Genomic DNA, 22,775 nt, shown 5'->3' with positions numbered 1-22,775 from the left:
CCGGACGTCTTCGCCGCAGTACTTAGCCGTGCTAATCTCTGCTGCTGTACGCGGTGGTGCTGAGTTTCCTGTAAGGAATGTGCAAGTGATGTTTGACCAGTGCATAGAGTCGGATGCCGTTGGCGTGGTGTCCGATGCTGCTATGTCTTGTGGTGCGCTATTCGCGACCGAGCGGTGGCACGAATTTTTGATTTGCACGACTGCGGATGACATTCTCGATCATCGGTCGTTCCATGTCGAGGACGCGGTCGGAGAGACGTCCTTCGTTCCGCTGTACCTACTGTCCGAATCAGTGTATTGGCGTGCGTGCGAAGGCGAAGCAAAGCTGGCGGAGGGCGTTTTACGTTATCCGGTCGCGGTACTGTCGAGCCTCTATTCGTTCTCCAATCCGTTGAATCGTTGCAATAGCGCGGATAGCATTCTCCGCGTGCTCGATCAGGCTCTCGCCGTCGCCGAGGATTGGTCCGCGCAGGCCCTGCTGGTCACGAATCTCGAGCCTGGACCGGCGCTATCCGTGCTGCGAGACCGGCAGCCGCCTGATTCCGAGGTCCGGCTCGACGCGACCTGTAGGGCTTCTTTGCCGGAATCGCTCGAGGATTATATCGGTACTTTGAGCAAATCTGGACGATCCGATATGCGTCGCCGGCACCGCAGAGCAAGCGAAGCGGGCGTGAAATTTGTACAGCGGTGGGGTGCCGATGCGATCGATCACTTGCCACGGTTCTTGGAGCTCACCGAGCAGGTCGCCTCGAATCACGAAAATCCACCATTGTACGACCTGGCGACATTGGCGGCTGCCACCGCGGTACCAGGCATGGTCTTGCTCACGGCCGAAGCGGATGGTCGAATCCTCGCCGGCTCGATAACTTTCATCCATAAGGACAGCTGCCTGGTGTGGAGCGCGGGAGTTCATTATCCTGCGTTGAACACCCATCACCCCTATGTCTTTCTCTTCGCGGAGACCGTCGAACTGGCCATCTCGCTCGGGTGTCGGTGGATCGATTACGGAAGAAGCACCTACGAATTCAAAAGACGGCACGGATTGTATTTCACTGATCTGCACACTTTCGCGTACAACACCGCGAAGACCGATGACAGCCTGAACTCCAGAATGCGACAGATGAACGAACGTCTGTCCGCCTTCATGGGGTTCTGATGTCAAGGGGCAGCGGCCGGCTCGCCGGTTTGCTTGTGGTTGCCTGTTTGCAGAACGCGGCGTATACCGCCCTCGTCCCGTTCGTGCCCTTCCTCTCCGAGGAATTCCGAATGGGTCCTTATGCTATCGGGCTCGTATTCGGAGGCTTTATCTTCGCCAAAGCTCTGGTGCAACCTGTGGGAGGGTGGTTATCGGATCGGTATTCCGCCAGGCTTGTCGCCATAATCGGATTGCTGGTCACCGCACTGGGTTCCCTCGGTGTCGGCTGGGCGGACTCTGGATGGCTGCTGATCGGATTCCGAATCCTGTGGGGAATAGGCGAAGGACTCTCGATGCCGGCACTCTATCGGCTGGTCGGTCTGCTCGGCAGGGATCGGCCGGGAGGGGAGCCTCGTGCGATGGGTTTATTCGGATTCTCGGCGATGTCCGGTACGGCATTCGGACCGGTCGTGATTGCGCTCTTTCCCGACGTTATGACCTTCCATCGCGTCCTGTTCCTGAGCAGTCTGATTATTGTGGCAAGCGCGGTCGCGCTCGCCGTCTCGGTCCGGGCAGCGGGTACTCGCACGGCTGACTACCGTGACCAGGAGAGGGGCCCACAAGGCGATCGGAGTCGCAATTCGATTGCCGGTGGGGTTACCGGCGTGGTGTTGGGATTGGGTGTGCTGGATATGCTCGACAACATAGTATTTTCGGGACTGGAGCCAGCATTTCCACTCTATCTGCACGATATCTTGAGAGCCGATACCCGCCATGTGTCGGCGATACTGTCGATCGCCTTGATCTGTTTCGCGGTCGCCTCCGCGGTCACCGGACGCATAATACGTCGTGACCAGCCTCTTGTCATGTTCGGCAGTATGTTGGTGATCCGGTCGGCTGTCCTGATCTCGATCCCTTTCATATCTACGTTGTGGATATTTTCGGGCGCCTTCATTTTCCTGATGATCACCCTCGCGATGGCGTACGTCATGATTCGCTCGATGCTGTCAACCCTGCGAACAGACAATCCTGGGGTCGCGTTCGGCTGGTTCGGACTCATCTCTGATATCGGTCTGGGCATAGGGCCACTCATATCGCCGGTATTGGTGCATGATTTCGGCGGCTGGGGATTCGCTGCCCTGTCCATGACTGCGGTGCCGGCACTGATTGTCGTCAGATACATCACGCAGAAAAATTGGACGACCGGGCCCGAATCCGACGACGATCGCCGCGGACTGGAACCGCAAATTCGCTGCGAAGCGGCATGAGTTGTCATAAATATCTCGGGCAGTGCGACCGTGCTTCTCGGATGCCCTATCCGTCGTCACCGCGGCAATAACTTTCGCTGCCGCGGTGACGGGGGATCGCCTCGGCGGTGCGGACGATGGGGGGAAGGCCTCAGCGAGATCGCGCAGTCCGGGCGGTGCGTCGATCGGCACGCGAGTTAGGAGCGGGTATGCCCAACGGTCGAGCTGGAATCCTTGTGCTGCAGCAGGCATACGGAAAGTGTCACGAGATCGAGGTCGACTCGAACAGGAGCGGGGTCCGCGATGATATAGGTCGTTATGCTGCCACGCTGGGCTATGACGCATACTCCACAACTGGAGGTCATTTGAAATGGAATGACCAGTACTGGGTAGTTCTGAATCGCACTGCGTTGGTAGTGGAAGAATAGGACTTTCACGCCTGGTTGGGCCGGTGACAGCCCGACGTTGCCGGACGTGGTCGACGGTATCGCGGTGCCCCGCCTCGGGGGTGGGGCACTACGGAAGGGCCCGGACTTGGTGCCGGTCGACGATCATGGCCACGAAGGGGAACCGCAACGGGCCGAGTGGTGCGTCGATCTGCAAGCGAGCCGGGTGCGCGGGTACGCGCGGGTCGAACTGGAACCCAGTGTGCCGCAACAGACATGCGAGAGGTGCGGCGAGATCGAGGCCGACTCGTACAGGAGCTGGGTCCGCGCCGCACGGTCGGCGGGCCGGAGTCGAGCACCACCACACGATGTCGCGTGGATCACGTCCCTCTCGAATTGTGCACGATACATACGATGTGTACCGTGCATACGTGACTGTTGCTGTGGACATGCCTTCGGCTGTTTCCGATTCCGGTGATCGGCGTCGCCCTGTGCCGGGTTTGTTGATCGCGACGCTGGGCATGGTCGGCGTGGTGGTCTCGTTGATGCAGACGCTTGTTATTCCGATCATTCCGTCGCTACCGGTTTTGTTGAGTACCTCGGCGTCGAATGCGTCGTGGGTGGTGACCGCGACGTTGTTGGCTGGTGCGGTGGCGACGCCGATCAGCGGTCGTTTGGGTGACACGCTGGGTAAGCGTCGGGTCTTGTTCGCGAATTTGGTTTTGTTGATTGCTGGTTCGGTGGTGTGTGCGTCGTTTTCGGCGCTGGTGCCGGAAATCGTGGGTCGTTCGTTGCAAGGTGCCGCGGTGGGTGCGATTCCGTTGGGGATCAGCATTATGCGCGATGAGTTGCCTGCCGAGCGGGTCGGCTCGGCGATGGCGATTATGAGTGCCACGTTGGGTGTGGGTGGTGCGATCGGTCTTCCGGTGGCGGCGGCGATCGCGCAGAACGCGGATTGGCATGTGTTGTTCTGGACTTCTGCCGGGTTGGGTGTTCTCTGCGCCATTGCGGTTTTCCTGTTGGTGCCCGAATCGCCGGTGCGCGCGCCGGCGCGGTTCGATTTCGGCGGTGCGGCCGGTCTTTCGATCGCGTTGCTCGCGCTGCTGATCGCGATCAGCAAGGGTGCGGACTGGGGCTGGGCGAGCGCGTCGATCCTGACGTTGTTCGCGGTCGCGGTGGTGGTCTTCCTCGGCTGGGGCTTTTTCGAGCTGCGACAGCGTTCGCCGTTGGTCGATCTGCGGGTGTCGGCGCGGCCCCGGGTGTTGTTCACCAATATTGCGTCCGTCGCGGTCGGGTTCTCGTTGTATGGCATGTCGCTGACGTTTCCGCAGTTGCTGATGGCGCCGGAACGGACTGGATACGGTTTCGGTTTGTCGATGGTCGAGGCCGGGTTGGCCCTCGCGCCGACCGGTTTGGTGATGATGCTGTTGTCTCCGGTGTCGGCGCGGTTGTCGGCGGCGCGTGGGCCGAAGGTCACCCTGATGCTCGGTTCAGCGGTGATCGCGGTGGGTTATCTGTGCGCGGTGGTGCTGATGAACAGCGTGTGGGAAATCATGCTCGCGGCGGTGATCGTGGCAGGTGGTGTCGGTTTGGCGTATGCGGCGATGCCCGCGTTGATCATGGGCGCGGTGCCGATTACCGAGACCGCCGCGGCCAATGGCTTGAACTCGTTGATGCGCTCGATCGGCACCTCGACCTCGGCGGCGGTGATGAGCGTGGTGTTGGCACACATGACGATCTCGTTCGGTTCGCACCTGCTACCGTCCCGCGACGGCTTCCACACGACCTTTTTCATCGCGATGGCGGCGGCTGTAGTAGCAAGCGTGCTGACAACCTGTATCCCGATGGGGAAGGCGGCCTCGCGAGTGGTAGCCGAACCCGAACCCGATCCGGTGCTCGTCGGCGCGATCGGGCAGAGCGCCGCGGTCGAGCCCGCCGATCATTATGTCGCTGCTGGCGCGCGGGGCCCCGCGCCAGCAGCCGACTCCGCCGGAGCCGGCCACCGCGGTGGGCCCCTGAGCGGCCGTATCCACCGCGAAGACGGCTGCCCGGTGCCGGCAGCCGCATTGACTTTGATCGATCAACGCGGCCACCAAGTCGCGCGCGCCACCGCGATGTCCGACGGCGGCTACGCCATCGACACACCTCGACCCGGCAACTACGTATTGATCGTGTCCGCACCCGGACACCAGCCCACCGCCATCAACATCGCCGTCGGTGCGCAACCGCAACAGCTGAACGTCGCCCTGCCCGGCTCCGGTGAACTCTCGGGTACGGTCCGCACGACCGGTCGCCACGAACCACTGGCGGGCGCGACCATCACACTGACCGACCCACACGGCGAGGTCGTTGCCGCAGCCACCACAGCCACCGACGGCAGCTACCTCTGCCACGGTGTGGTCTCGGGTACCTACACCCTCGTCGCTGTCGCCGAACGCACCCACCCCACTGCCACCACCCTGGTAATTCCCCACAGCGGGTTGCTGCGCCACGACATCGAATTGACGCCCGTGGCGGTACTCACCGGATCGGCGTCGGCCGATGGCGGCCGGGCGTTGTCGGATATCCAGATCACTGTGTTCGACGCGACCGGTGAGCTGACTGCCGCGGCGCGCACCGACGAACACGGCCGCTATGTCGTGCCCGATCTGTTCGAGGGCGAGTACACGGTGGTAGCCCGCGGCTACCCGCCGGTGACCAGCCAAGTCACGGTGACCGGTGGCGAAATCAGTCACGATCTACAACTCGGCTACGGTGGCGAGGACCGCTCATGACCGGACTGACCGCGCGCATTCGCACCACCGAGGGGTGGCCGGTGCCGAACGCGGTGTTGACCGTGACAGATATGAGCGGGCGCCAGGTCGCCCGTGCGGTCGCCGACGAGACCGGTGCGGTGGATACCGAGCCGCTGCCCCCGGGCGTGCACACCGCGGTCCTCACCGCGGCCGGGTACCAGCCGGTGGCCCGGACCGTCCAGATCTCCTCGGCGGGAACGGGTTTTCTCGGCGAGAATGCGTTGGCGCCGGAGGCGGGCGCGGTCGCGCTGCCGCCGGCCGGATCGTGGACGATCGATCCGATGCACTCGACGGTGATCGCCACCGCCCGCCATCTGGGTATCGCGAGTATCAAGGCCCGCTTCTCCGAGCTGAGCGGGCGACTCGACATCGCCGAGCCGTTCGATCTGACGTCGGGGTACGCCGAGATCAAAGCGGCCAGTATCGATACCGGTATCCCGATGCGCGACAACCACCTGCGCTCGCCCGATTTCCTGGAAGTCGACAGTTATCCGATCATCACCTTCACCAGCAGCGGACTGCGTCGGACCGGTGGCGGCACCTGGGTGATGCCCGGTGAACTGACCCTGCACGGGCAGCGTCGCCCGGTGGAACTCGATGTGACCTACGGTGGGTTCGGAGCGGACCCGTGGGGTGGCGTGCGCGCCGCGTTCCACGCCGAAACAGTATTGCACCGCCATGATTTCGCGATCGACTACAACGCGGTGGTCCGCGCGGGAGTGGCCGCCGTCGGCACCACGATCAAGCTGGAACTGGACATCGAAGTGGTTCAAGGGGAACAACTTCCAGCGATGTAGGTGTGGGTGGCCGGGTCGGCGGCGCGCGTCGACAGCGGGGGAAGCGGCCTCGATCTCACCCGGCGCCTACCGGAAATCGTCTTGTTCTCACCGCACCCGGCTCTCGAGCGCGACCTGCAAGGCAGTGAATCCGCTTCCGCCGCAGTAGTTTCGCCGACTCGTCACGACGAAGCAGCGCAGTTCGTGTGCCGGCGACTGGTGTGCCCGATTCACCATGCCCCCACCTATGGTGGCTGCCGAAGATATTGCGGACACCGGTGCCTCGAGGGCTTTTCGAGCCGCGTGTATGGATGAATAGTGGCCAGCGAAAAGAATTATCTTCATGCGACTGGCCTTGATTGTGCAGAATCTTCATACTTTTGCCGAGCGGTGATTCGGTTCACGCGAATCGGGGGTAGCCGTCCGTCGGCGATCGGGAGTGCAGGTGAAATGTGGTGTCCCTGTGGGGGTTGACAACGTCGCGTGTCGCGTGGCGCTCACCCCGCTGGACCGTCATCATCATTCGAGCGTGTGTTCGAATGCGGTGGCTTCGGTCGCTTCGGTGGCTTCAGGGGTGCGGATCGCGGTAGTTCCGCTGCCCGCCGTTGTAGCTGACCCGCGGGGCGCCGCACCGGTATCTCGTTGTCGAGTTTCGGCGCGGCTCCTGCCTCCATACGGATTCGGTGCGTAGTCGAATGTCCGATACGGCAACGGTTTCGGGCGTTCGGCACGGAGTGGCGTCGGCTGCGTGTCGACGTCGCGGGACAGCGTGGCATCGAGGAAGCCGGCGGTCCTGGCAGGCACTGGAATTCGCGTTCTGGAACCCGGCGTTGTGGCAGCCGCGGGTAGCGGCACAGCGGTTGTGGTGCTGGGTCGGCGGTACTCGCTGGCGGCGCAGGATCGCGTGGTCGGTGGCCATCACGATCGCGCTGTTCATCATCCCCGCCGTGGTCGGCGCGGTGGCAGTGGCACAAGCGCACAGCGGACTGGCGGCAGGTGCGGCGACGGGTCGGTCCAGCATCGCCATGCTGTACTGGATGGATATCAGGGACTCGAACGGAGTCCGTCTGACCGACTACGTGTGGGCCATCGGCCGCGACAGCGCGTTCAGTCCCGCTCAGGCGACCATTTCGGTAGTGGTGGGCCTGCAGTTCATCGGCTATTTGGTCATCGTGACCTCTGCGGTGTGGTTGATCGGTTTCGCGATCAGCTTCCAATGGCTCGATCCGATCGGTCGGGCGCTGACCGGGGTCGCCAACAGCCTGACCGGACAGATCGCCACACCCATGATGCTCGCCGTCGCGGTGTCGATCGGTGCGTTCTTCGTCGGCTGGTTCGTGGTGCGGGGATTCGTCGCCAAGGCCACGATCCAGGTGGTGACCATGCTGGGGGTTGCTGTGCTCGGCCCGGTCGTCTTGGCGGAGCCATTGGCCGATGTCCTGTCCTCGAACGGCCTCCTCGCGCAGGGCCGTGACTTGGGTATCGCGGTGGCGGCAGGGCTCAATGGCAGCACCGACCGGAATCCGAAGCTGCTGGTCGCCACGATCCAAGGCGATCTGGTGGACAACTTCGCACGTCGTCCGGTGCAGGTGTGGAACTTCGGCCACGTCGTCGATCAGTCGCCACGCTGCGCTGCGGTGTGGTCGACGGGTGTTCAATCGGGGGACAGCACCGTGGTCTTGGAGGGCATGCGGACGTGTGGTGACATGGCGGCCTATACCGTCGCCAACAATCCGAGTTTGGGACAGATCGGTTCCGGCCTGGTGCTATTACTGTGTGGATCGATCCTGTTGGTGTTCGGGGCATCGCTCGGGGTCAAGATCATCCGGGCCGCGCTGGACGCTATCTACCACATGTTTCTGTCCATCTTCGGTTTCGCGGCAGGCGGATTCGTCTATGGGCCGACGCAGACTTTCCTGGTTCGTAACCTCGTCGATGCGGTCGTCGCGGCGGGACGAATGGCGGCTTACATCATCTACCTCGGTGTGTACGCATTGTTCCTGGGCAACTTGTTCCGGCAAGCCGGAGACCAGGTCGGTGTGGTGCTTGTGCTGGGCGCGATAGTGGAGGTCATCGCCATCAGCCAGCTGAAGCGCCTCAGCGTCGGCCTCGGCAGGGGCAACGAGTGGATTGCGAATAGATTCGCTCTCACGATTCAGGGTGCGGGCAGCTCTGGCGGTGGCGGCACCGCGTTGGGCATGGGTAGCACGGGAAGTGACCGCAGCCTGCCGAAGGCGGCGCTCGCCGGACTCTCCGCTATCAATACCGTCGCAGGTAGCCCGATCACCGCGAGGATCTTCGGCAGACGGTCACCGTTCGACCTCGGCTCGAAACTGAGGCATGACGTCGACATGATGAAACTCGAGACAGACAAAGAGATCTACGAGAACGGGTGGCCGCTCAGCCAAGCCCGCTCTCGGGGGCAATTGATAGCAGGCGCCAAGGCAGCCGCCGAGGAGCACGGGCACACCCCGCGCGGGGCCGCCGCGGCGGTGGACAACATTCTCAGCCGCGGGGGGTTCCTGAGCGAGGTCGTCAGCTGCATGATCGACGCCGGTTTCAAGGACGAAGCCATGATGGAGGGCGCCAGATACGCACATCACCATCAGCAGAGTCTCCGTCCGAACGTGTGGAAGGGCGACACGTTCCTCGGCGATGCTGTGGCGTCGATACGGATGCTCGGCGATGACCGGTCTCCGGCGAATATCGCTCTCTTCCGGCAAGCCGCGCACCGTCTGGCAAGGCTGCGCTATGTGGACAACAAGCAGCAATCCGCGCTCACCAAGGATGAACAGAAATACCTCGAGGCCTACGTCAACAATCCGACGAGCGAGAAGGCGGTCGGCATAAAAACTCTCGCCAATGGCAAGCGAGATTCCGAGGGAAAACTCATACCGTCGAAGGGGCAACCGCCGCTGCCCACATCGCTCGAGGGCTGGAGTCAGGCAAGCGGCAAGCGAATGAGTGAGTTCATCATGCCCCACCTCAGCCAGAAATACCTGGCAGCCGCCGAAGCCGGCGACGTCTCCAAAGCTTCAGAATATTTGGCGGCTATGCAGCTGCTCGATACCTAGACAGGGGAACAGCGCATCGTCTCCGTGTAGCCGATTCCATGGTTCTGGCCCGATCGGCCGCTTGTGCGGTGAGTGACCCACGTGGCTATGACGGCAAAGGCCATGTCTCAGATCTGCTCGATTCGGGCGCCGCGCTGGGCGGGTCCTCCGAACTCGATGTCCCGCGGTCCATCGAGCGGAAGACCCGTCTCACGATCGCTGAACCGAAGGTGGTCAGACGTTCACGCCGTAGTCGCGGGCTATGCCCCCGAGACCTGACGCATACCCCTGGCCGATGGCGCGGAACTTCCATTCGTTGTTGTGGCGGTACAGCTCTCCGAAGATCATCGCCGTTTCGGTGGACGCGTCCTCGGTGAGGTCGTAGCGGGCCAGTTCGATGCCGGTATTGGCATCGACGACGCGGATGAACGCGTTGCGGATCTGGCCGAACGACTGGCTGCGGGCATCCGCGTCGTGGATGGACACCGGGAAGAAGATGTTGGTGATCGTCGGCGGCGTCGCCGCGAGGTCGACGTTGATCACCTCATCGTCGCCTTCGCCCGCTCCGGTGAGGTTGTCGCCGGTGTGCTCGATCGAACCCTCGGGCGAGCGCAGGTTGTTGTAGAAGATGAAGTGCTGGTCGGACAGCACCTTCAGATTCGACCCGCAGGCGAGCGCGCTCGCATCGAGGTCGTAATCGGCGCCGGTGGTGGTGCGCACATCCCACCCGAGACCCACCGAGACCTTGGTGAGATTCGCTGCCTGCTTGGACAGCGAAACATTGCCGCCTTTGGCCAAAGTGACGCTCATGATCCCCTTCCGCGCGGCACGGCAGGTGCCGCCTCTCTGGTGTTGATACCGGGAACAGCTGTGCCGGTTCAGTTCTGGTTGTTTACCCAGGATTGCAGCGTGCTCACACGCTCTTTCAGCGCGCGTAGCTCACTCTCGTCGTCGAGGACGGTGCGCTGGATGCCTTGCTCGACGGCGAACGCCGACTGCCGGTGGTCGTCGATCACGTCGACGTCGATGCGGACCGCCACGTAATCGGGGGCGTCCGGCATCTCGTCGGCGACGACGTGCGCGGTGCCGCGTGCGCACATCGCGACGTTCCCGCCACCGAGGATCAACAGCGCGACATCGGGCCGCTCGCGCAGTCGGACCAGTGAGCCGCGGTCGAACTTCAGACTCAGCAGGATCTGACGATCGCCCGCACGCACCGGCCAGGACACCGGAATCGCGTGCGGTGCGGGATCAGTCGTGACCAGCACACCGATCGTCTCCAGGGGCCACTCTGGAAGTACATCCAGTTCGGGATGATCGGTCGAGTGGTCTTGACGTTGCGCGGGGCTCGCTCCGGCTGCCATCTTCGTCACCTCATAGATCGCCGCGCGCGGCGGGCTGTGCCGCGCTTGCTAGCAGTCTAAGGTGCTGCGTCCCTTGTCTGCTGCCGCTGCGCCCTTTGTCCGGACTGCTCGCGGGCGTCGATCAGGCTCTGACGAGTCTGGAGTTGTCGAGCGTGGCGGCGTACCTCCTGGCCCCTGTCCTCGGCGCGGACGTCGGTCGATGCGTCGTGCCGCCCGTGCTCGTCGGCCGGTCGGTTCGTTGTGGATCGTTTTCACCTCGGCCCCCGGAACGCGTCCGATCAGCTCGGGGCGGTCAGAGTTTCCGGGAGCAGACGGGGCCGCTCGCGCTCCGCGGTGTCGAGCAGCGCGAAATATCGACGCAGCATGAGGATCGCGGTGGTGGCAAGACCCGCGGTGAGGCCCCACCAGACCCCTGCGGCATCGAGACCGGCCGGAAAGGCGAGCAGGAGGGCGACGGGCAGACCGACACCCCAGTAGCCGATCAGCGAGAGCCGGAAGCCCGCGTTGGTCGCCTCGAGCCCGCGCAACAGCCCGGTACCGATGTTCTGGGCCGCGTCGAAGAACTGCAGCACGATCCCGACCAACAGCAGAGTGTGCGCCACTCGGATGGTGTCGGCGTCGGACGAATCGAGGAAGGGGCGCAGCACCAGATCCGGGGTGATCACATACACCGCGCCGGTCACCGCAACGACCACCGCGACGTGTCGCAGCGCGAGCCGGGCCAGCGCGCGGCTATGGGCGTACTCGTCACGTGCGACGGCGTGGCTGACCAGGATCGACGCACCGTGCGACAGGCCGATCGCCACCTGGAAGACGATGTAGATGATCTGGTAGACCACGTTGTGCGCGGCCAGCGCCGCCGGTCCGATACTGCCCATCACGAGGGCGAGCACGGAGAACATGCCCGCCTCGGAGCCGTAGGTGAGCGCGATCGGCGCGCCCAACTTCAGCTCGGCGCGGATCGTGGTCGGTCGTACCGGCAGCGGTCGCATCGGCAGACAGCGGCTCAAGTGGGCGTCGCGGCGCACCATCGCCCAGAACACGCCGAAAGTGATCAGGAAGACCAGCGAGGTCGCGACACCGATACCGGTGAGTCCGAGTGCGGGCAGTCCCGCTCTGCCGTGGATGAAGCCGAGCGCGAGCAGCAGATTCAGCACCACCGACCCGAGCGTCACCCAGAGCAAAGCCTGTGGGCGCTGCATGCCGACGGTGTATTGGCGCAGCGCCTGGAACCACAGGCAGGGCAGCAATCCTGGTGCGAGCGCCACCATCAGCGGTCGTGCGTCCGCGAGCACGCCGGCATCCTGCCCGAGCCACCGCAGCGCCCAGCCGAGTCCGATCAGCAGCGCGCCACCCGCTAGACCCGCTACTGTCGCGATCAAGAAACTCGACCGCAGCAGGTCTCGGATCTCCCTATCCGGCGACTCGCCGCGTTTGCCCGCCGCGCTCACCGCGGTGGCGATCTGATTGCCGCTCGCGGTGATCAGTCCGACGCACATGGTGCGGATCTGATTGAACAGCACGATCGCCAAGCCGCCCGCGGCCACCTGCGGCACGCCAAGTGTGCCCATCAGCGCGATGTTGGTGGTGGACACGGCGATCTGGGCGAGCTGGGTGAGGGCGATAGGTGTCGCGAGCGCGGTCAAGCGCCGTCCGTCGGCGTGGAAGCTCGACAGGTTCACCGGTCCTCCCTCGCGGGCGACGGGTTCATGGTCGACCCGGCGAACACGGCTCGCGTCGCCGGGATCTTCGGCGCGCAGGCCGGTACCGGGGCCGACGGCGCCAGGCGATGGCGATTCATCGCGCCTCCACCAGTCCACCGCGGCGGGCGGCGGGCATGTAGCGCTCCAGCATGTCCAGCACCTCGCGTTCGGCGTCGGTGTCGAGCAGGTCGCGATCGGTCAGCCAGTCATCGTCGAAGACCGTGTCGAGATACTTCTCGCCGCCGTCGCAGACGATGGTGACCACGGTGGAGCCGGGCGGGAAATCCTCGAGTCGGGTGAGTGCGGCGTGCACCGAACCGCCCGCGGACCCGCCGATCATCAGACCCACCTTGGTGGCAACGGCGCGCGCGGTGGCGAAGGCCGCCGTGTCGGAGACCTTCACACCTTCGTCGAGCAACGAGTAGTCCACGGCGGTCCCGATGGTGGCGCCCGGCGGGGTGCCGGTGCCGGATTGCCAATACGGCCCGCCCGGCCCGCCGAACGCGATCGACCCGACCGGCTCGACGCCGATCACATAGGGCGTGCACCCGAGCTGGCGTAACCGGGTCGCGGTGCCGAACAGCGAACCACCGGTGCCTACCGCTGACAACAGGATGTCGACCCGGTCGACGTCCGCGAGCAATTCCTCGGCCACCGCGTAGTAGCCGACCGCGTTGGCATCGTTGTTGTGTTGCTCGGTGAAATACGCGTCGTCCCGCTCGGCCGCCATCGCCTCGGCCAGATCCTCCCGTGCCGAGGTGGCCAGGTTGTCGTCGCCCTCGTCGGCGACGAACACCAGTTCCGCTCCCGTTGCTCGCATCGCGCGTAGCTTGTCCTTACATGCGTGGTGGTCGACTATCGCGGTGAAGCGATACCCACGTTCGGCAGCTACTACCGCGAGGCCGAGCCCGGTGTTTCCGGATGTCGATTCGATGATGTGTCCGCCACTGGCCAGCAGTCCGCGCCGCTCGGCGTCGAACACCATTTCGCGCGCCATCCTGATCTTTGCCGCGCCGGTCGGGTTGAACTGCTCGAGCTTGAGCAGCAGGCGGGTGCCGGTCGAGGTGGCGGCGAGCTCGAACAGCGGCGTGCGGCCGATCAGATCCGTCACACGCGTGACGAGCGGCATGGGGTGTCTCCTCGGTGGGGTCGGTCGGGGCTAGTTGTCGTCGCGGGTCCAGCGGAAGCGATCGCCGGGCGCGTCGTGCAGGACCACCTTCGGCGGGATCGGCAGCTCGTGGAAGGCGGACTCGTTGGAATCCATTTGGTAACCAGCGGTATTCGGGTAGATCAGGAGGTCGCCGATCTCGGCGGCGCGCGGCAGCGGCACGCGACGCCAACTGAGCATGTCGGAATCCAGACAGGTGGCGGCGCCGACGCTGGTAGGCGTCGGCACCCCGGGACCTGCGGGCCACAGCAGCGGGTCGGGCAGGTATTCGCTCTCGAACCACTGCTCCGAGAGGCTCAGGCTGCTGCCGTCGACCGTGAGCAACCGGTACGCGTGCCCGTGCGCGTGCCTGGTCTTGCTGCCTTGAACACGGAAGACGGTGAATCCGGCACGGGCGAGCAACGCGCGCCCCGGCTCGATCGCGAGCCGGACGGTGTTGTCGCGCAGTCGCCGGGCGAGGTCGTCGTGCTCGAGGATCTGGGTCAGCATGGCCGGTCCGGGCGCGGGGAAGTGATACGGGTAATACGACTCGAACGACTTGCCCGAATGGAACCACCGCCGGCCGACCTGCTCGGTGAACTTCGCCGCCGCGGCGGCGGGAACGTAGTCGACGCCGAACCCACCGCCGATCGATACGGTGGCGGCCGAGTGTCCGAGCGCGCGGGCGGCCAGGCAGCGGGTGATGAGCTCGCCCGCCAGTTCGGCCCGCGCCACCGCGTCATACCCCGACAGGTGAAAGCTGAATCCCTCCAGACGGACGGATTCGTGCTCGCCGAGCAGCGCCAGCGCGCTGTCGATCTCGTCGGCGGTCATGCCGAACCGGCTCGCCGAGGCGGCGGGCAGCACGCGCAACAGCACGCGCGCGGGCCAGGTGCGGGAACCCAGTCCGGCGAGCCGGTCGAGTTCTCCGAGATCGTCCACGGCGACCAGTGCGCCGTGCCGGGCGGCCAACCAGAGCAATTCGTCGGCCTTGGCGGGACCGGTCACCATCAGGTCGTCGCCGCGAACGCCCTGGGCGAGCGCGGCGACCAGCTCGCCGACACTGGCGACGTCCACGCCGGCACCGTGTTCCGCGCAGGCCCGCGCGACACACGCCGCCTTGTTCGCCTTCTTGCCGTAGTAAATGGCGCCGTGCACGCCGGCCTGCTCGAAGGCCGATCGGAACTCGCGGATGTTGTGCGCCACCCGCGCCGGGTACATGACGTGGAACGGACCGCCGATAGCGAAGGCGATGTCACCGAGCAGGTTCGGGTCGTGGAGTAACCGGCGCTCCCACGGATCGAGATGCGCGGGCATCGGCGCCGCACTGATCGTGTCGTGCCCTGCGCTGTCGAGGGTGGCGGTTGCCCCGCCCGTCGTCTGCTTCGCACCGTCGTCGAAGCGTGTTCCGCGGGCTGCGGTAGGCGTCTCGTTGCCGAGATCCGCCTCTAGTCCCACAGTGGCACCTCCGTACCACGACCCTCCGCGATGGCCCGCTCCGCCAGCGCATGGGCCACGGCGATATCGGTGAGTACCAGTCCGCTGTTGTAGACGAAGATGCGCTCGTCGTCGGAGCGCCGCGCGACCGCTCGCCTGCTCAGGATCCGCGGCAGTTCCGCGTCCACCGCGCGCAGCGTCCCATCCGGTCCCACCATGTCGGTGCCGGTCAACGCCATCTGCTCGGCACTCGTCGCGATCACCCGGTCGGCGTCGACCAGCGTCGAGGGCGCGAGTCCGTAACCGACCAGCACCGCCACCGCACCCGGCGCCAGATCCGCGGATTCGAGCGCGACCGCGGTGCCGGGGCCCGCGGTGGCAAGCACGACGTCGGCGGTGGCCGCCGCGGCCCGCGGGTCCTGCACCGTCTCCAGCAGTGCGTGCGGGTAGTGCTGGGTGAGCTGGCGGCGTACGGCTTCCAGTCCCTCCGGGTGCGTGCCGTACATCATCAGTTTGCGCAGTTGTGGATTTGCGGCGAGCAGGTGCGGAAGGGCGTTGCGGCCCTGGGTTCCGGTGCCGATCAGCAGCACGCTCTCCGCGCCGCGGCGGGCGGTCTCCCGTACCAGCAGCGCCGACACCGCCGGGGTGCGCAGCGCGCCGACCCTGGCACAGTCCATCATCGCGATCGGTGCACCGGTGGTGTCGTCGTAGAGCGTGATGGTGGTGTAGTAACGCTTGGTGCTGCGGTCGTGACCCGGGTCGAACTTGTAGGACGTCTTCATCGCCACGACCCGCCTGCGTCCGTCTCGGCCGAGCATGGCGTAGGCGACCGACCAACCGTCCGGGTTCGCGACGCTGAGCTTGCGCGGGTTGTCCGAATCGCCTGCGGCGAAGGCCAGATACGCCTCCTCCACGGCACGGACGACGTCGCCGGGTGTGATGGGCACGTCGGCCAGGTCGCTGCGGCTGAGCACCCGCAAGGGTGTGCTTCGGTCACGAGTGCTCAAGGGTTCCTCGATCATTCGGTACTACATCCCACTCATGTGTGCCGCGCTCGACCGGCAGGGCGCCTGCCGCTCGGAACGGGGCAACGATGCGCTGCCCGTACCCATTCTCGTCGGCTTCCTCGGCCCGCCGCGGTCGTTCCGGAAGGCGGATGTTCACCCGCTTGAGCCACCGATCGGTGCCGTCGTAACGGGCGGCGAATGGCACCCGTCCGTGTACCGCGACGTCATTGTCCACCAGCAGCACCTCACCGGGGGCGAGTGCGGCGGTCACGCAGACGCGCTCCAGCTCCGCGGTGAGATGTGCGTAGGCGGTGCGGAATTCGGGATCGGCACCGTCGATCGGGGTGTAGGCGGGGTCGTAGCGCAAGGTCTGCTCGTCCGGACCGGCAGCGCTCCACAGTGTGGGAATCGGTGCGGCCGAGTACCTTTCGTGTCCGTCGCCGTAGGAGATGTCGGGCAGGATCGGCAGGGTAGGGGTACTCAGCAGCGCGCGCTGCGCGGCGGAGAGTTCGACCCGGCGCACCGAGGACACCGTGGTGGCGACCAGGTCCGGGTTGCGCAGGCAACCGAGCATCAGCAGGTGCGCTCGTTCCGGATGGAACGCGTCTTCGGTGTGCGGGCTGAGCAGGGTCTTGCTGCTCGCGCCGGACTGTTCGTGCTCGTGCCCCGCCGCGGGGACGATGTTGTTGACCAGCCGCCCGTCCTGTTGGCCGTACCAGCCGAAGGGCTCACCCGCGCTGCGAGCCAGGAGCAACATGACGAGGTCGAACTGGAACGAGTGCGCTCGGATCGCCGGGACGCCGCTCCACCGTGCGGCGTCGCGCCAGCTCGGCGGGGTGGGGCCGAATTCGTTGTCGGTCAGGGGAAGACGGCCGACGATGGTCGCGCCCGCTGCGGTGGCGGGCGGCCGCATGGCGTGGCGCACCTCGGCGGGCAGTTCCCCGACCCGGGCATCGATCTGCTCGATCAGGAGGGGATGGGTGAGTGTGCGCGTGGCGGCGGCTGGATCGTCCAGTGTCACGTCGAGTGTGGTGGATATCTCGCTGGCGAGCTCGCGGACCGCCCGGCCTGCGGCCGCGGGGAGCTCGCGTCGTTCGATACTGTGCGGGTGAAGCGTCTTACGTTCGGAGAGAACGCTTTTCACCGGGCAATCCCTTCTTCGCATCGGTTCGACAAGCTAGGGTGACGATTCGATCTGCGAAGTTAGCCTTTCTCGCAGAGTGAAGCAAGGCTTACCTAATGCACAGCAAATAAATAGCCGAACTATATAACTGCGATGCGGCCGAGGCTAAGCCGTTGTGGGACTCGATGGTGCTGTTTTCGCCGTGCGAAGGGATGCCCTGACTCTGCTCTTCGCGCCGATATCGGCGAGTCTGCTACTGGATTAGGCTAGCCTGTCCTGAGCCGTACTGGACAATTATGCGGTGGGACAAGGGGTTCGTCCAGGAAGATGAGGCAGTGCCATGAGTTGTGATCGGCGGCAGCTGTTGCGGTCCGGTCTCGGGGTGGGGGCGGTGCTGCTGGTCGCCGCGTGTACCGACGGCGCGCAATCGTCCGGACCGGCGCGCCGCGGCGGCACGCTGCGGGTCGGTGCGCTGGGCGCCTCGGCGCGCATCGAACGTGATCCGCACGCCAACCTCAGCAACGACAGCGACTTCCTGATCGCCTCGCTGGTCTACGACCCGCTGACCGTGCCGGGAGCCGACCCGAACGTCGCACCGCGCCTCGCCGCCCGGTGGGAGCCGGATGCGGATCTGCGTCGCTGGAGTTTCACCCTGGCCGATGGCGCGACTTTCCACGACGGGACACCGGTCACGACGGAGGATGTCGTGTGGTCACTGCGCCGATTGCGAGCGGTCGGCGGCCCGTCGAAGATGCCGGTGGCCGCGGCGGACATCACCGCGGACGGCCCGAATCGAGTGGTGCTCGCGGTGCCCGAGCCGAACAGTCAGCTTCCGCTGCTGGTGCGGCTGATGACCTTCACCCTCAAGAAGGACACCACCGACTTCACGACGTTCGTCGGCAGCGGACCATTCGTGGTGGAGTCCTACCAAGGCGGCAACGCGCGGCTGGTGCGTAACGACCGATGGCACGGCACGCCGCCGCTGCTGGACGCGATCGAGCTCACCAGGTTCGAAAGCGTGACCGCACTGGGCAATGCGGTACTCGGCGGCCAGATCGACCTCGCCTCCAACGTCGGCGCCATCGCGGGCCGCACCGCCGAGGGGCGCGCCGATCTGACGGTGGTGCGTCGACCGAACGACACGATGGTCGGTGTCGCCATGCGCACCTCGGACGGCCCCTTCGCCGATCCGCGGGTGCGCACCGCGCTGCGACTCGGTATCGACCGTACGGCCCTGGTCACCCAGGTGCATTCCGGCTACGGCACGATCGCCAACGATATTCTCGGCACCGGCGACCCGCTCTACGACACCACGATCGGACAACGCACCCGTGACGTCGATCGCGCGAAAACTCTGCTGCGCGAGGCGAACTTCGATACCGGGCGTACCCACCGGCTGGTCACCAAGGCGGAGGCGCCCGGCGAAGTCGAATCGGCGAAGGTCATCGCGACCCAGCTCGCCGAGATCGGCGTGCGGCTCGAGGTCCTCGACCAGGAGCCGAATGCCTTTTACGACCAGACCTGGCTGAAGGCCCCGCTCTACACGGTCTCCTGGGGCACCAATGATTCCACGCTGTTCTTCGCGAGCAAACTGATGGCGACCGGGTCGAACCGCAACGAAACCGACTTCGAGGACACGCAGTTCGACGCGGCGACCGCGAAAGCGCTGTCCGCGCCCAGTGCTACGGACAGCGTCCGCGAGGTGCAACGTATCCAGTACGACCGCGGCGGGTACCTGGTGTGGGGCATGGCCGACGGCATCGACGTCGCCAGCACTCGGGTGCGTGATCTGCCGACACTCGGCGGATATGCCAGGGCGCAGTTGGAACAGACCTGGTTGGACTGGTGATCTCCGTCGCGCGACTGCTGCTCCGGCGCGCCGCCCTACTGGTGATGCTGCTGGCCACGGTGTTCGTCACCGTGGACTTACTGCCGGGCGACACCGCCCGCGCCATCCTCGGCCGGGAAGCCGCACCGGAACAGATCGCGGCCAAGGAATACGAACTCGGCCTGGATCGCGCACTGCCGATGCGGTTCTGGAGCTGGATATCCGGCGTTGCCACCGGCGATTTCGGTCGAACCGCGCGCGGACGTTCGGTCGGCGAACTCCTGGTCGACAAGTTCCCGCCGACGCTGCTGCTCGGCGGCATCGCCCTGGTACTCACCGTGCTCGCGTCGCTCGCGCTCGGCGCGTGGTGGGCGGCCCGGCAGGGCAGCGCGTCGACCCGGCTGCTGCAACCGGCGACTACGACGGTCGTGGCCGTCCCGGAATTCGTGCTCGCCACCGTGTTGATCCTGGTTTTCGCGCTCGGACTCGGTTGGCTGCCCGCGGTCACCATCACCGGCCGGTCCGGGTTCCCGGTCAGCCCCGACATGCTGGTTCTGCCCGTGCTCGCACTGGCGGCTCCGCAGATCGGCTGGAACACCCGGGTCGTGCGGGCCGCGCTGGCCGACGCCGCGCAGGCGCCGCATGTGGAAACCGCGGTGCTGGACGGGCTCTCGACGCGGGTCATCCTGATGCGGCACGTCCTGCCGTTCGCGCTGCCGACGATCGCCGCCAGCTTCGCCACCACGGTCGGCATGCTGCTCGGTGGTTCCGTGGTGGTGGAGACCATCTTCAACTACCCGGGCCTCGGTGCGGTACTGGCCGGTTCCGTCGCTGACCGTGACACGTCGGTGGTCGCCGCGGTCGTGACGCTCTCCGGTGCGATCATCGTGGGAATGCTCGCCGTCGCCGACGGTATCCGGGCCTGGTCGCTGCGGGGCCGGCGATGAAAAGTTCACTGCGCGTCCCGCCTACCGTTCGTCGTCGGATCGATGTGCGTGCCGCGTCGGGCCGTTCCCGCAGCGGCGATTGCGCGGGGCAGCGGGCGGAACCGACGCGTTGTCCGCCGAGTAGCTGGGGGGCGGTCGTCGGGTGTGGTTGGGGCGCGGTGGGCGGCGAACAACTGTGGTCGGAGGCGTCCGTGCTAGTGGAGGTCGGTCGATGATCGGTCTCCGGTCGAACGACATCGCACACGCGGCGACGCGATGGCTCGTCATACCAACCGTCGCACCCGCCGCGGTGGTCACCGTATTCGCCGTGCTCGGGCCGATGCTGGCGCCGCACTCCACCGAGGAGGCGAGAGGCATCCCGTTCGGCGATCCCGGCGCGGGCGCGTGGCTCGGTACCGACCGGCTCGGCCGGGACGTGCTCAGCCAGTTGCTGTCCGGTGGTGCGGGGTTGCTGCTGCTGTCGGTGGTCATCGCGGTACTGGTCACCGCGACGTCGTGCGTGCTCGGCGCGGTCGCCGCCCTGCGCCCGCGCATCGGGGCGGTGATCGAATTCGGCACCGACTTCGTCATCCTGCTCCCCGCGGTGCTCGGCATCTTGCTCGTGCTGACCTCGTGGCCGGGCGTGGGCGCCTACGGGCTGATCGTGTCGGCGCTGGTGTTCGGAACTCCGTACTGTGCGCGAGTTTTCGTGGCCGCGGCAGCGGAAGTCGCCGCCTCCGGGTATGTGCACAGTGCCCAGGCCGCCGGCGAGTCGCTGCCGCATCTGGTGTTCCGGGAGGTGGTCCCGAATCTGCGGGAAGTGCTGACGACTCAGCTCGGGCTGCGTTTCGTGGATGCCGTCTATCTGGTGAGCACCGCATCGTTCCTGCAGCTGCCCACCACGTTCGGCCCGAGCAACTGGGCGGTCATGGTGCGCGACAACGCCTCCGGCATGCTGCTCAACCCGTGGTCCGTGCTGGCGCCGAGCCTGGCGATCGCGATCGTCGCGGTCAGCGTGAACCTGGCGGTATCGACCTTCGGACGGGAGGGACGACGGTGGCGACTACCATGATTTCGGCTGCCGCCGAGGTCGTCCCGGTGTGGGCGAGTGGGGGCCGCGCGGTTCGGTGCGGTGGTGGAGATGGGTGACCTCGTTCTGGTCGACGGGTTGACTGTGCTCGGCGCCGACGGGCAGGAGTTGTTCGGTCCTACGACTTTCCGGATGTCGACGGGCTCGGTCACCGCACTGACCGGCCCGTCCGGGTCGGGCAAGACCACACTGATGCGTGCGCTGCTCGGACAATTGCCGTCCGGCTCGGCCGGTGCGAGGGGGTCGGTCCAGGTTTCCGGGCACGAGGTGCCCACGCTCGACCGAGTTGCCCTGCAACAGTTCCGTCGTCAGCACATCGCCTTCGCCGGGCAGGATCCCGGGTCCGCGCTGAACCCATTGCTGCGGGTACACGCCCTCCTGCGTGAGGTCGCCCCGAACGCACCCAACGCGACGTTGGCCGAAACGCTGGAGTTGGTCGGCCTGTCCCCACAGTATCTGCGCCGCCGCCCCGGTGAACTCTCCGGCGGTCAGCAACGCCGCGTCGCCCTGGCCAGGGCAATCATTCGTCGAACCGGTGTGCTGGTACTCGACGAGCCGCTCGCCGGGCTACACGGCGCGTTGCGCGGCGACATCGCCGGGCAGCTCACCGCCCTCGCCCGTCGGCGCTCGGCGGCGATCCTGCTCTCCGGCCATGACACCGCCCTGGTGCACTCCATCGCCGACAATGTCGTCGAACTGGGTACGGTCGCCGCCCGCATGACCTCGCCGGCGCTCGCGACGGTGCGCTTCGCTCGCCGGGATGCCGACGGTCGTCCGCCACGGCGGTGGGGCGAAAAGACAACGCAGAAAACAACGTCGGATGCGCGCGTCGGATCCGCGGACAGTTCGCCGCGCACCACGCTGCCCGGGCGCGAGGCCCGGGTGACCGTGGTGTTCGACCAGGAGCACACCGATGAGCCGGTGACGAGCAGTCGTCGGTGTACGCCCGAGGCCGTCACGCAGAACGGATCGACGCGTGATGAGTTCGTGCTGCGTGCGAAAGGAATCGGCGCGTCGGTGGACGGCCGTCAAGTGCTCGCCGACATCGACTTGGACCTCCGCGCGGGCGCCGCTGTCGCGGTAGTCGGCGCGTCCGGTGCCGGCAAGACCACCCTGGCCCGTGTCATCGCGGGTCTGCACGCTTCCGCGACAGGACTTCTCGAACTGCGCGACAGATCGTTTTCGATAGACCAGCGGCGACGAATCTCCTATAGCGCGGGCGGTATTCAGCTGGTGACGCAGAATCCGCGATCAGCGCTCAACCCGCGCCGCACGGTCGCCCATACGCTCGGCCGTCCGCTACGACGCATCGTTCAGGTGCCGAAACGGGCACTGCCTGAGCGCGTCACCGAACTCCTCGCTGCGGTGGAACTGCCCGCCGACCTGGCCTCCCGCTATCCACACGAGCTCTCCGGCGGTCAACGCCAACGGGTGGCGCTGGCCCGCGCGGTCGCCGCCGAGCCCGCCGTCCTGCTCTGCGACGAGATCACCTCCGCTCTCGACCACGCCACCGCTGCCTCGATCATGTCTCTGCTCGACCGCCTGCGCGCCGACAGCGGCGCCGCCGTGCTGATGATCAGCCACGACATGCTCCTGGTCGCCGACCACTGCCCCCAGGTCCTGGTCCTCGACCACGGCCGCATCGTCGAATCGGGCGACACCCGAATCGTTCTCGCCGCACCGACCCACCCCGCCACTCGCGAGCTGCTCGGCTGAGCGTGCCGCGGAACCGATATCCGGGTCGACGCTGTGGCTGTC

16 protein-coding genes and 1 pseudogene are annotated in these 22,775 nt (G+C 65.9%); 10 read left to right on the top strand and 7 right to left on the bottom strand.

The genetic code is table 11. The annotated features are described in order from the left end of the window. Positions 1-88: 88 nt before the first annotated feature. The 6 genes and pseudogenes from AB0B25_RS02145 to AB0B25_RS02120 all read left to right on the top strand — a co-directional run bounded on the left by AB0B25_RS02145 (position 89) and on the right by AB0B25_RS02120 (position 9,413). The gene (locus AB0B25_RS02145; protein ID WP_357174101.1) at positions 89-1,156 is read left to right on the top strand and encodes a GNAT family N-acetyltransferase; all 1,068 of its coding nucleotides are present in this window, start codon (positions 89-91) and stop codon (positions 1,154-1,156) included. After that, entirely contained in the window at positions 1,156-2,403 is a 1,248-nt protein-coding gene (locus AB0B25_RS02140; RefSeq protein WP_357173402.1) for an MFS transporter, read from the top strand. The genes AB0B25_RS02145 and AB0B25_RS02140 overlap by 1 nt, the downstream gene beginning before the upstream one ends. Before the next feature lie 814 nt (positions 2,404-3,217). Next, positions 3,218-4,627: pseudogene (locus tag AB0B25_RS02135) on the top strand (MFS transporter); the annotation flags it as partial. Then, on the top strand, positions 4,613-5,542 hold the full coding sequence (locus AB0B25_RS02130; protein ID WP_357174098.1) for a carboxypeptidase regulatory-like domain-containing protein: 930 nt from the start codon (positions 4,613-4,615) through the stop codon (positions 5,540-5,542). The pseudogene AB0B25_RS02135 and the gene AB0B25_RS02130, both read left to right, overlap by 15 nt. Continuing rightward, entirely contained in the window at positions 5,539-6,360 is an 822-nt protein-coding gene (locus AB0B25_RS02125; RefSeq protein ID WP_357173399.1) for a YceI family protein, read from the top strand. The genes AB0B25_RS02130 and AB0B25_RS02125 overlap by 4 nt, the downstream gene beginning before the upstream one ends. An 890-nt stretch (positions 6,361-7,250) precedes the next feature. Further along, positions 7,251-9,413: a hypothetical protein gene (locus tag AB0B25_RS02120; protein ID WP_357173396.1), complete on the top strand. Its 2,163-nt coding sequence runs from the start codon at positions 7,251-7,253 to the stop codon at positions 9,411-9,413. Between the two features lie 213 nt (positions 9,414-9,626). Here AB0B25_RS02120 and AB0B25_RS02115 read toward each other — a convergent pair whose 3' ends face one another. The 7 genes from AB0B25_RS02115 to AB0B25_RS02085 form a co-directional block, all read right to left on the bottom strand. Next, a complete protein-coding gene (locus tag AB0B25_RS02115) occupies positions 9,627-10,202 on the bottom strand; it encodes a TerD family protein (RefSeq protein ID WP_357173393.1) in 576 nt (191 codons plus the stop codon). A 68-nt stretch (positions 10,203-10,270) separates the two neighbouring features. Beyond that, on the bottom strand, positions 10,271-10,756 hold the full coding sequence (locus tag AB0B25_RS02110) for a hypothetical protein (protein ID WP_357173390.1): 486 nt from the start codon (positions 10,754-10,756) through the stop codon (positions 10,271-10,273). 278 nt (positions 10,757-11,034) lie between these two features. Further along, positions 11,035-12,438 (bottom strand): MATE family efflux transporter, encoded by a 1,404-nt coding sequence (locus AB0B25_RS02105; RefSeq protein WP_357173387.1) that lies wholly within the window; start codon positions 12,436-12,438, stop codon positions 11,035-11,037. Positions 12,439-12,553: 115 nt separating this feature from the next. After that, positions 12,554-13,588 carry a cysteine synthase family protein gene (locus AB0B25_RS02100; RefSeq protein WP_357173384.1) on the bottom strand — a complete coding sequence of 345 codons (1,035 nt, stop codon included), beginning with the start codon at positions 13,586-13,588 and terminating at the stop codon, positions 12,554-12,556. Positions 13,589-13,618: 30 nt separating this feature from the next. Then, positions 13,619-15,064 carry an alanine racemase gene (locus tag AB0B25_RS02095; RefSeq protein ID WP_357173381.1) on the bottom strand — a complete coding sequence of 482 codons (1,446 nt, stop codon included), beginning with the start codon at positions 15,062-15,064 and terminating at the stop codon, positions 13,619-13,621. Next, positions 15,055-16,065, bottom strand: a complete 1,011-nt coding sequence (locus tag AB0B25_RS02090; protein ID WP_357173378.1) for an ornithine cyclodeaminase family protein — start codon at positions 16,063-16,065, stop codon at positions 15,055-15,057. Before AB0B25_RS02090 ends, AB0B25_RS02095 begins: the two co-directional genes overlap by 10 nt. Beyond that, the gene (locus AB0B25_RS02085) at positions 16,037-17,194 is read right to left on the bottom strand and encodes a TauD/TfdA family dioxygenase (protein ID WP_357173375.1); all 1,158 of its coding nucleotides are present in this window, start codon (positions 17,192-17,194) and stop codon (positions 16,037-16,039) included. The genes AB0B25_RS02090 and AB0B25_RS02085 overlap by 29 nt, the downstream gene beginning before the upstream one ends. Positions 17,195-17,513: 319 nt before the next feature. On the opposite strand from AB0B25_RS02085, the gene AB0B25_RS02080 reads away from it, so the two are divergent. From AB0B25_RS02080 to AB0B25_RS02065, 4 genes are all read left to right on the top strand, one after another. Further along, positions 17,514-19,022, top strand: coding sequence for an ABC transporter substrate-binding protein (locus tag AB0B25_RS02080; RefSeq protein ID WP_357173372.1), 1,509 nt, complete (start codon positions 17,514-17,516; stop codon positions 19,020-19,022). Next, on the top strand, positions 19,019-19,948 hold the full coding sequence (locus AB0B25_RS02075; RefSeq protein ID WP_357173369.1) for an ABC transporter permease: 930 nt from the start codon (positions 19,019-19,021) through the stop codon (positions 19,946-19,948). The genes AB0B25_RS02080 and AB0B25_RS02075 overlap by 4 nt, the downstream gene beginning before the upstream one ends. A 211-nt stretch (positions 19,949-20,159) precedes the next feature. Further along, positions 20,160-20,999 (top strand): ABC transporter permease subunit, encoded by an 840-nt coding sequence (locus tag AB0B25_RS02070; RefSeq protein ID WP_357173367.1) that lies wholly within the window; start codon positions 20,160-20,162, stop codon positions 20,997-20,999. A gap of 69 nt (positions 21,000-21,068) precedes the next feature. Next, positions 21,069-22,733, top strand: coding sequence for an ATP-binding cassette domain-containing protein (locus tag AB0B25_RS02065; RefSeq protein ID WP_357173364.1), 1,665 nt, complete (start codon positions 21,069-21,071; stop codon positions 22,731-22,733). Positions 22,734-22,775: the final 42 nt, after the last annotated feature.

The sequence above is a fragment of the Nocardia sp. NPDC049190 genome (assembly GCF_040648115.1).
In the GTDB taxonomy this organism is placed as follows: Bacteria; Actinomycetota; Actinomycetes; order Mycobacteriales; family Mycobacteriaceae; genus Nocardia.
This window is presented reverse-complemented; position numbering and strand designations above follow the sequence as displayed.

Bases quoted from the DNA above. Each gene is read 5' to 3' on its own strand.
- AB0B25_RS02115 (WP_357173393.1), bottom strand. From the start codon at position 10,202: ATGAGCGTCACTTTGGCCAAAGGCGGCAATGTTTCGCTGTCCAAGCAG.
- AB0B25_RS02080 (WP_357173372.1), top strand. From the start codon at position 17,514: ATGAGTTGTGATCGGCGGCAGCTGTTGCGGTCCGGTCTCGGGGTGGGG.
- AB0B25_RS02070 (WP_357173367.1), top strand. From the start codon at position 20,160: ATGATCGGTCTCCGGTCGAACGACATCGCACACGCGGCGACGCGATGG.
- AB0B25_RS02125 (WP_357173399.1), top strand. From the start codon at position 5,539: ATGACCGGACTGACCGCGCGCATTCGCACCACCGAGGGGTGGCCGGTG.
- AB0B25_RS02110 (WP_357173390.1), bottom strand. From the start codon at position 10,756: ATGGCAGCCGGAGCGAGCCCCGCGCAACGTCAAGACCACTCGACCGAT.
- AB0B25_RS02130 (WP_357174098.1), top strand. From the start codon at position 4,613: ATGGGGAAGGCGGCCTCGCGAGTGGTAGCCGAACCCGAACCCGATCCG.
- AB0B25_RS02065 (WP_357173364.1), top strand. From the start codon at position 21,069: ATGGGTGACCTCGTTCTGGTCGACGGGTTGACTGTGCTCGGCGCCGAC.
- AB0B25_RS02100 (WP_357173384.1), bottom strand. From the start codon at position 13,588: ATGCCGCTCGTCACGCGTGTGACGGATCTGATCGGCCGCACGCCGCTG.
- AB0B25_RS02145 (WP_357174101.1), top strand. From the start codon at position 89: ATGTTTGACCAGTGCATAGAGTCGGATGCCGTTGGCGTGGTGTCCGAT.
- AB0B25_RS02140 (WP_357173402.1), top strand. From the start codon at position 1,156: ATGTCAAGGGGCAGCGGCCGGCTCGCCGGTTTGCTTGTGGTTGCCTGT.
- AB0B25_RS02090 (WP_357173378.1), bottom strand. From the start codon at position 16,065: ATGATCGAGGAACCCTTGAGCACTCGTGACCGAAGCACACCCTTGCGG.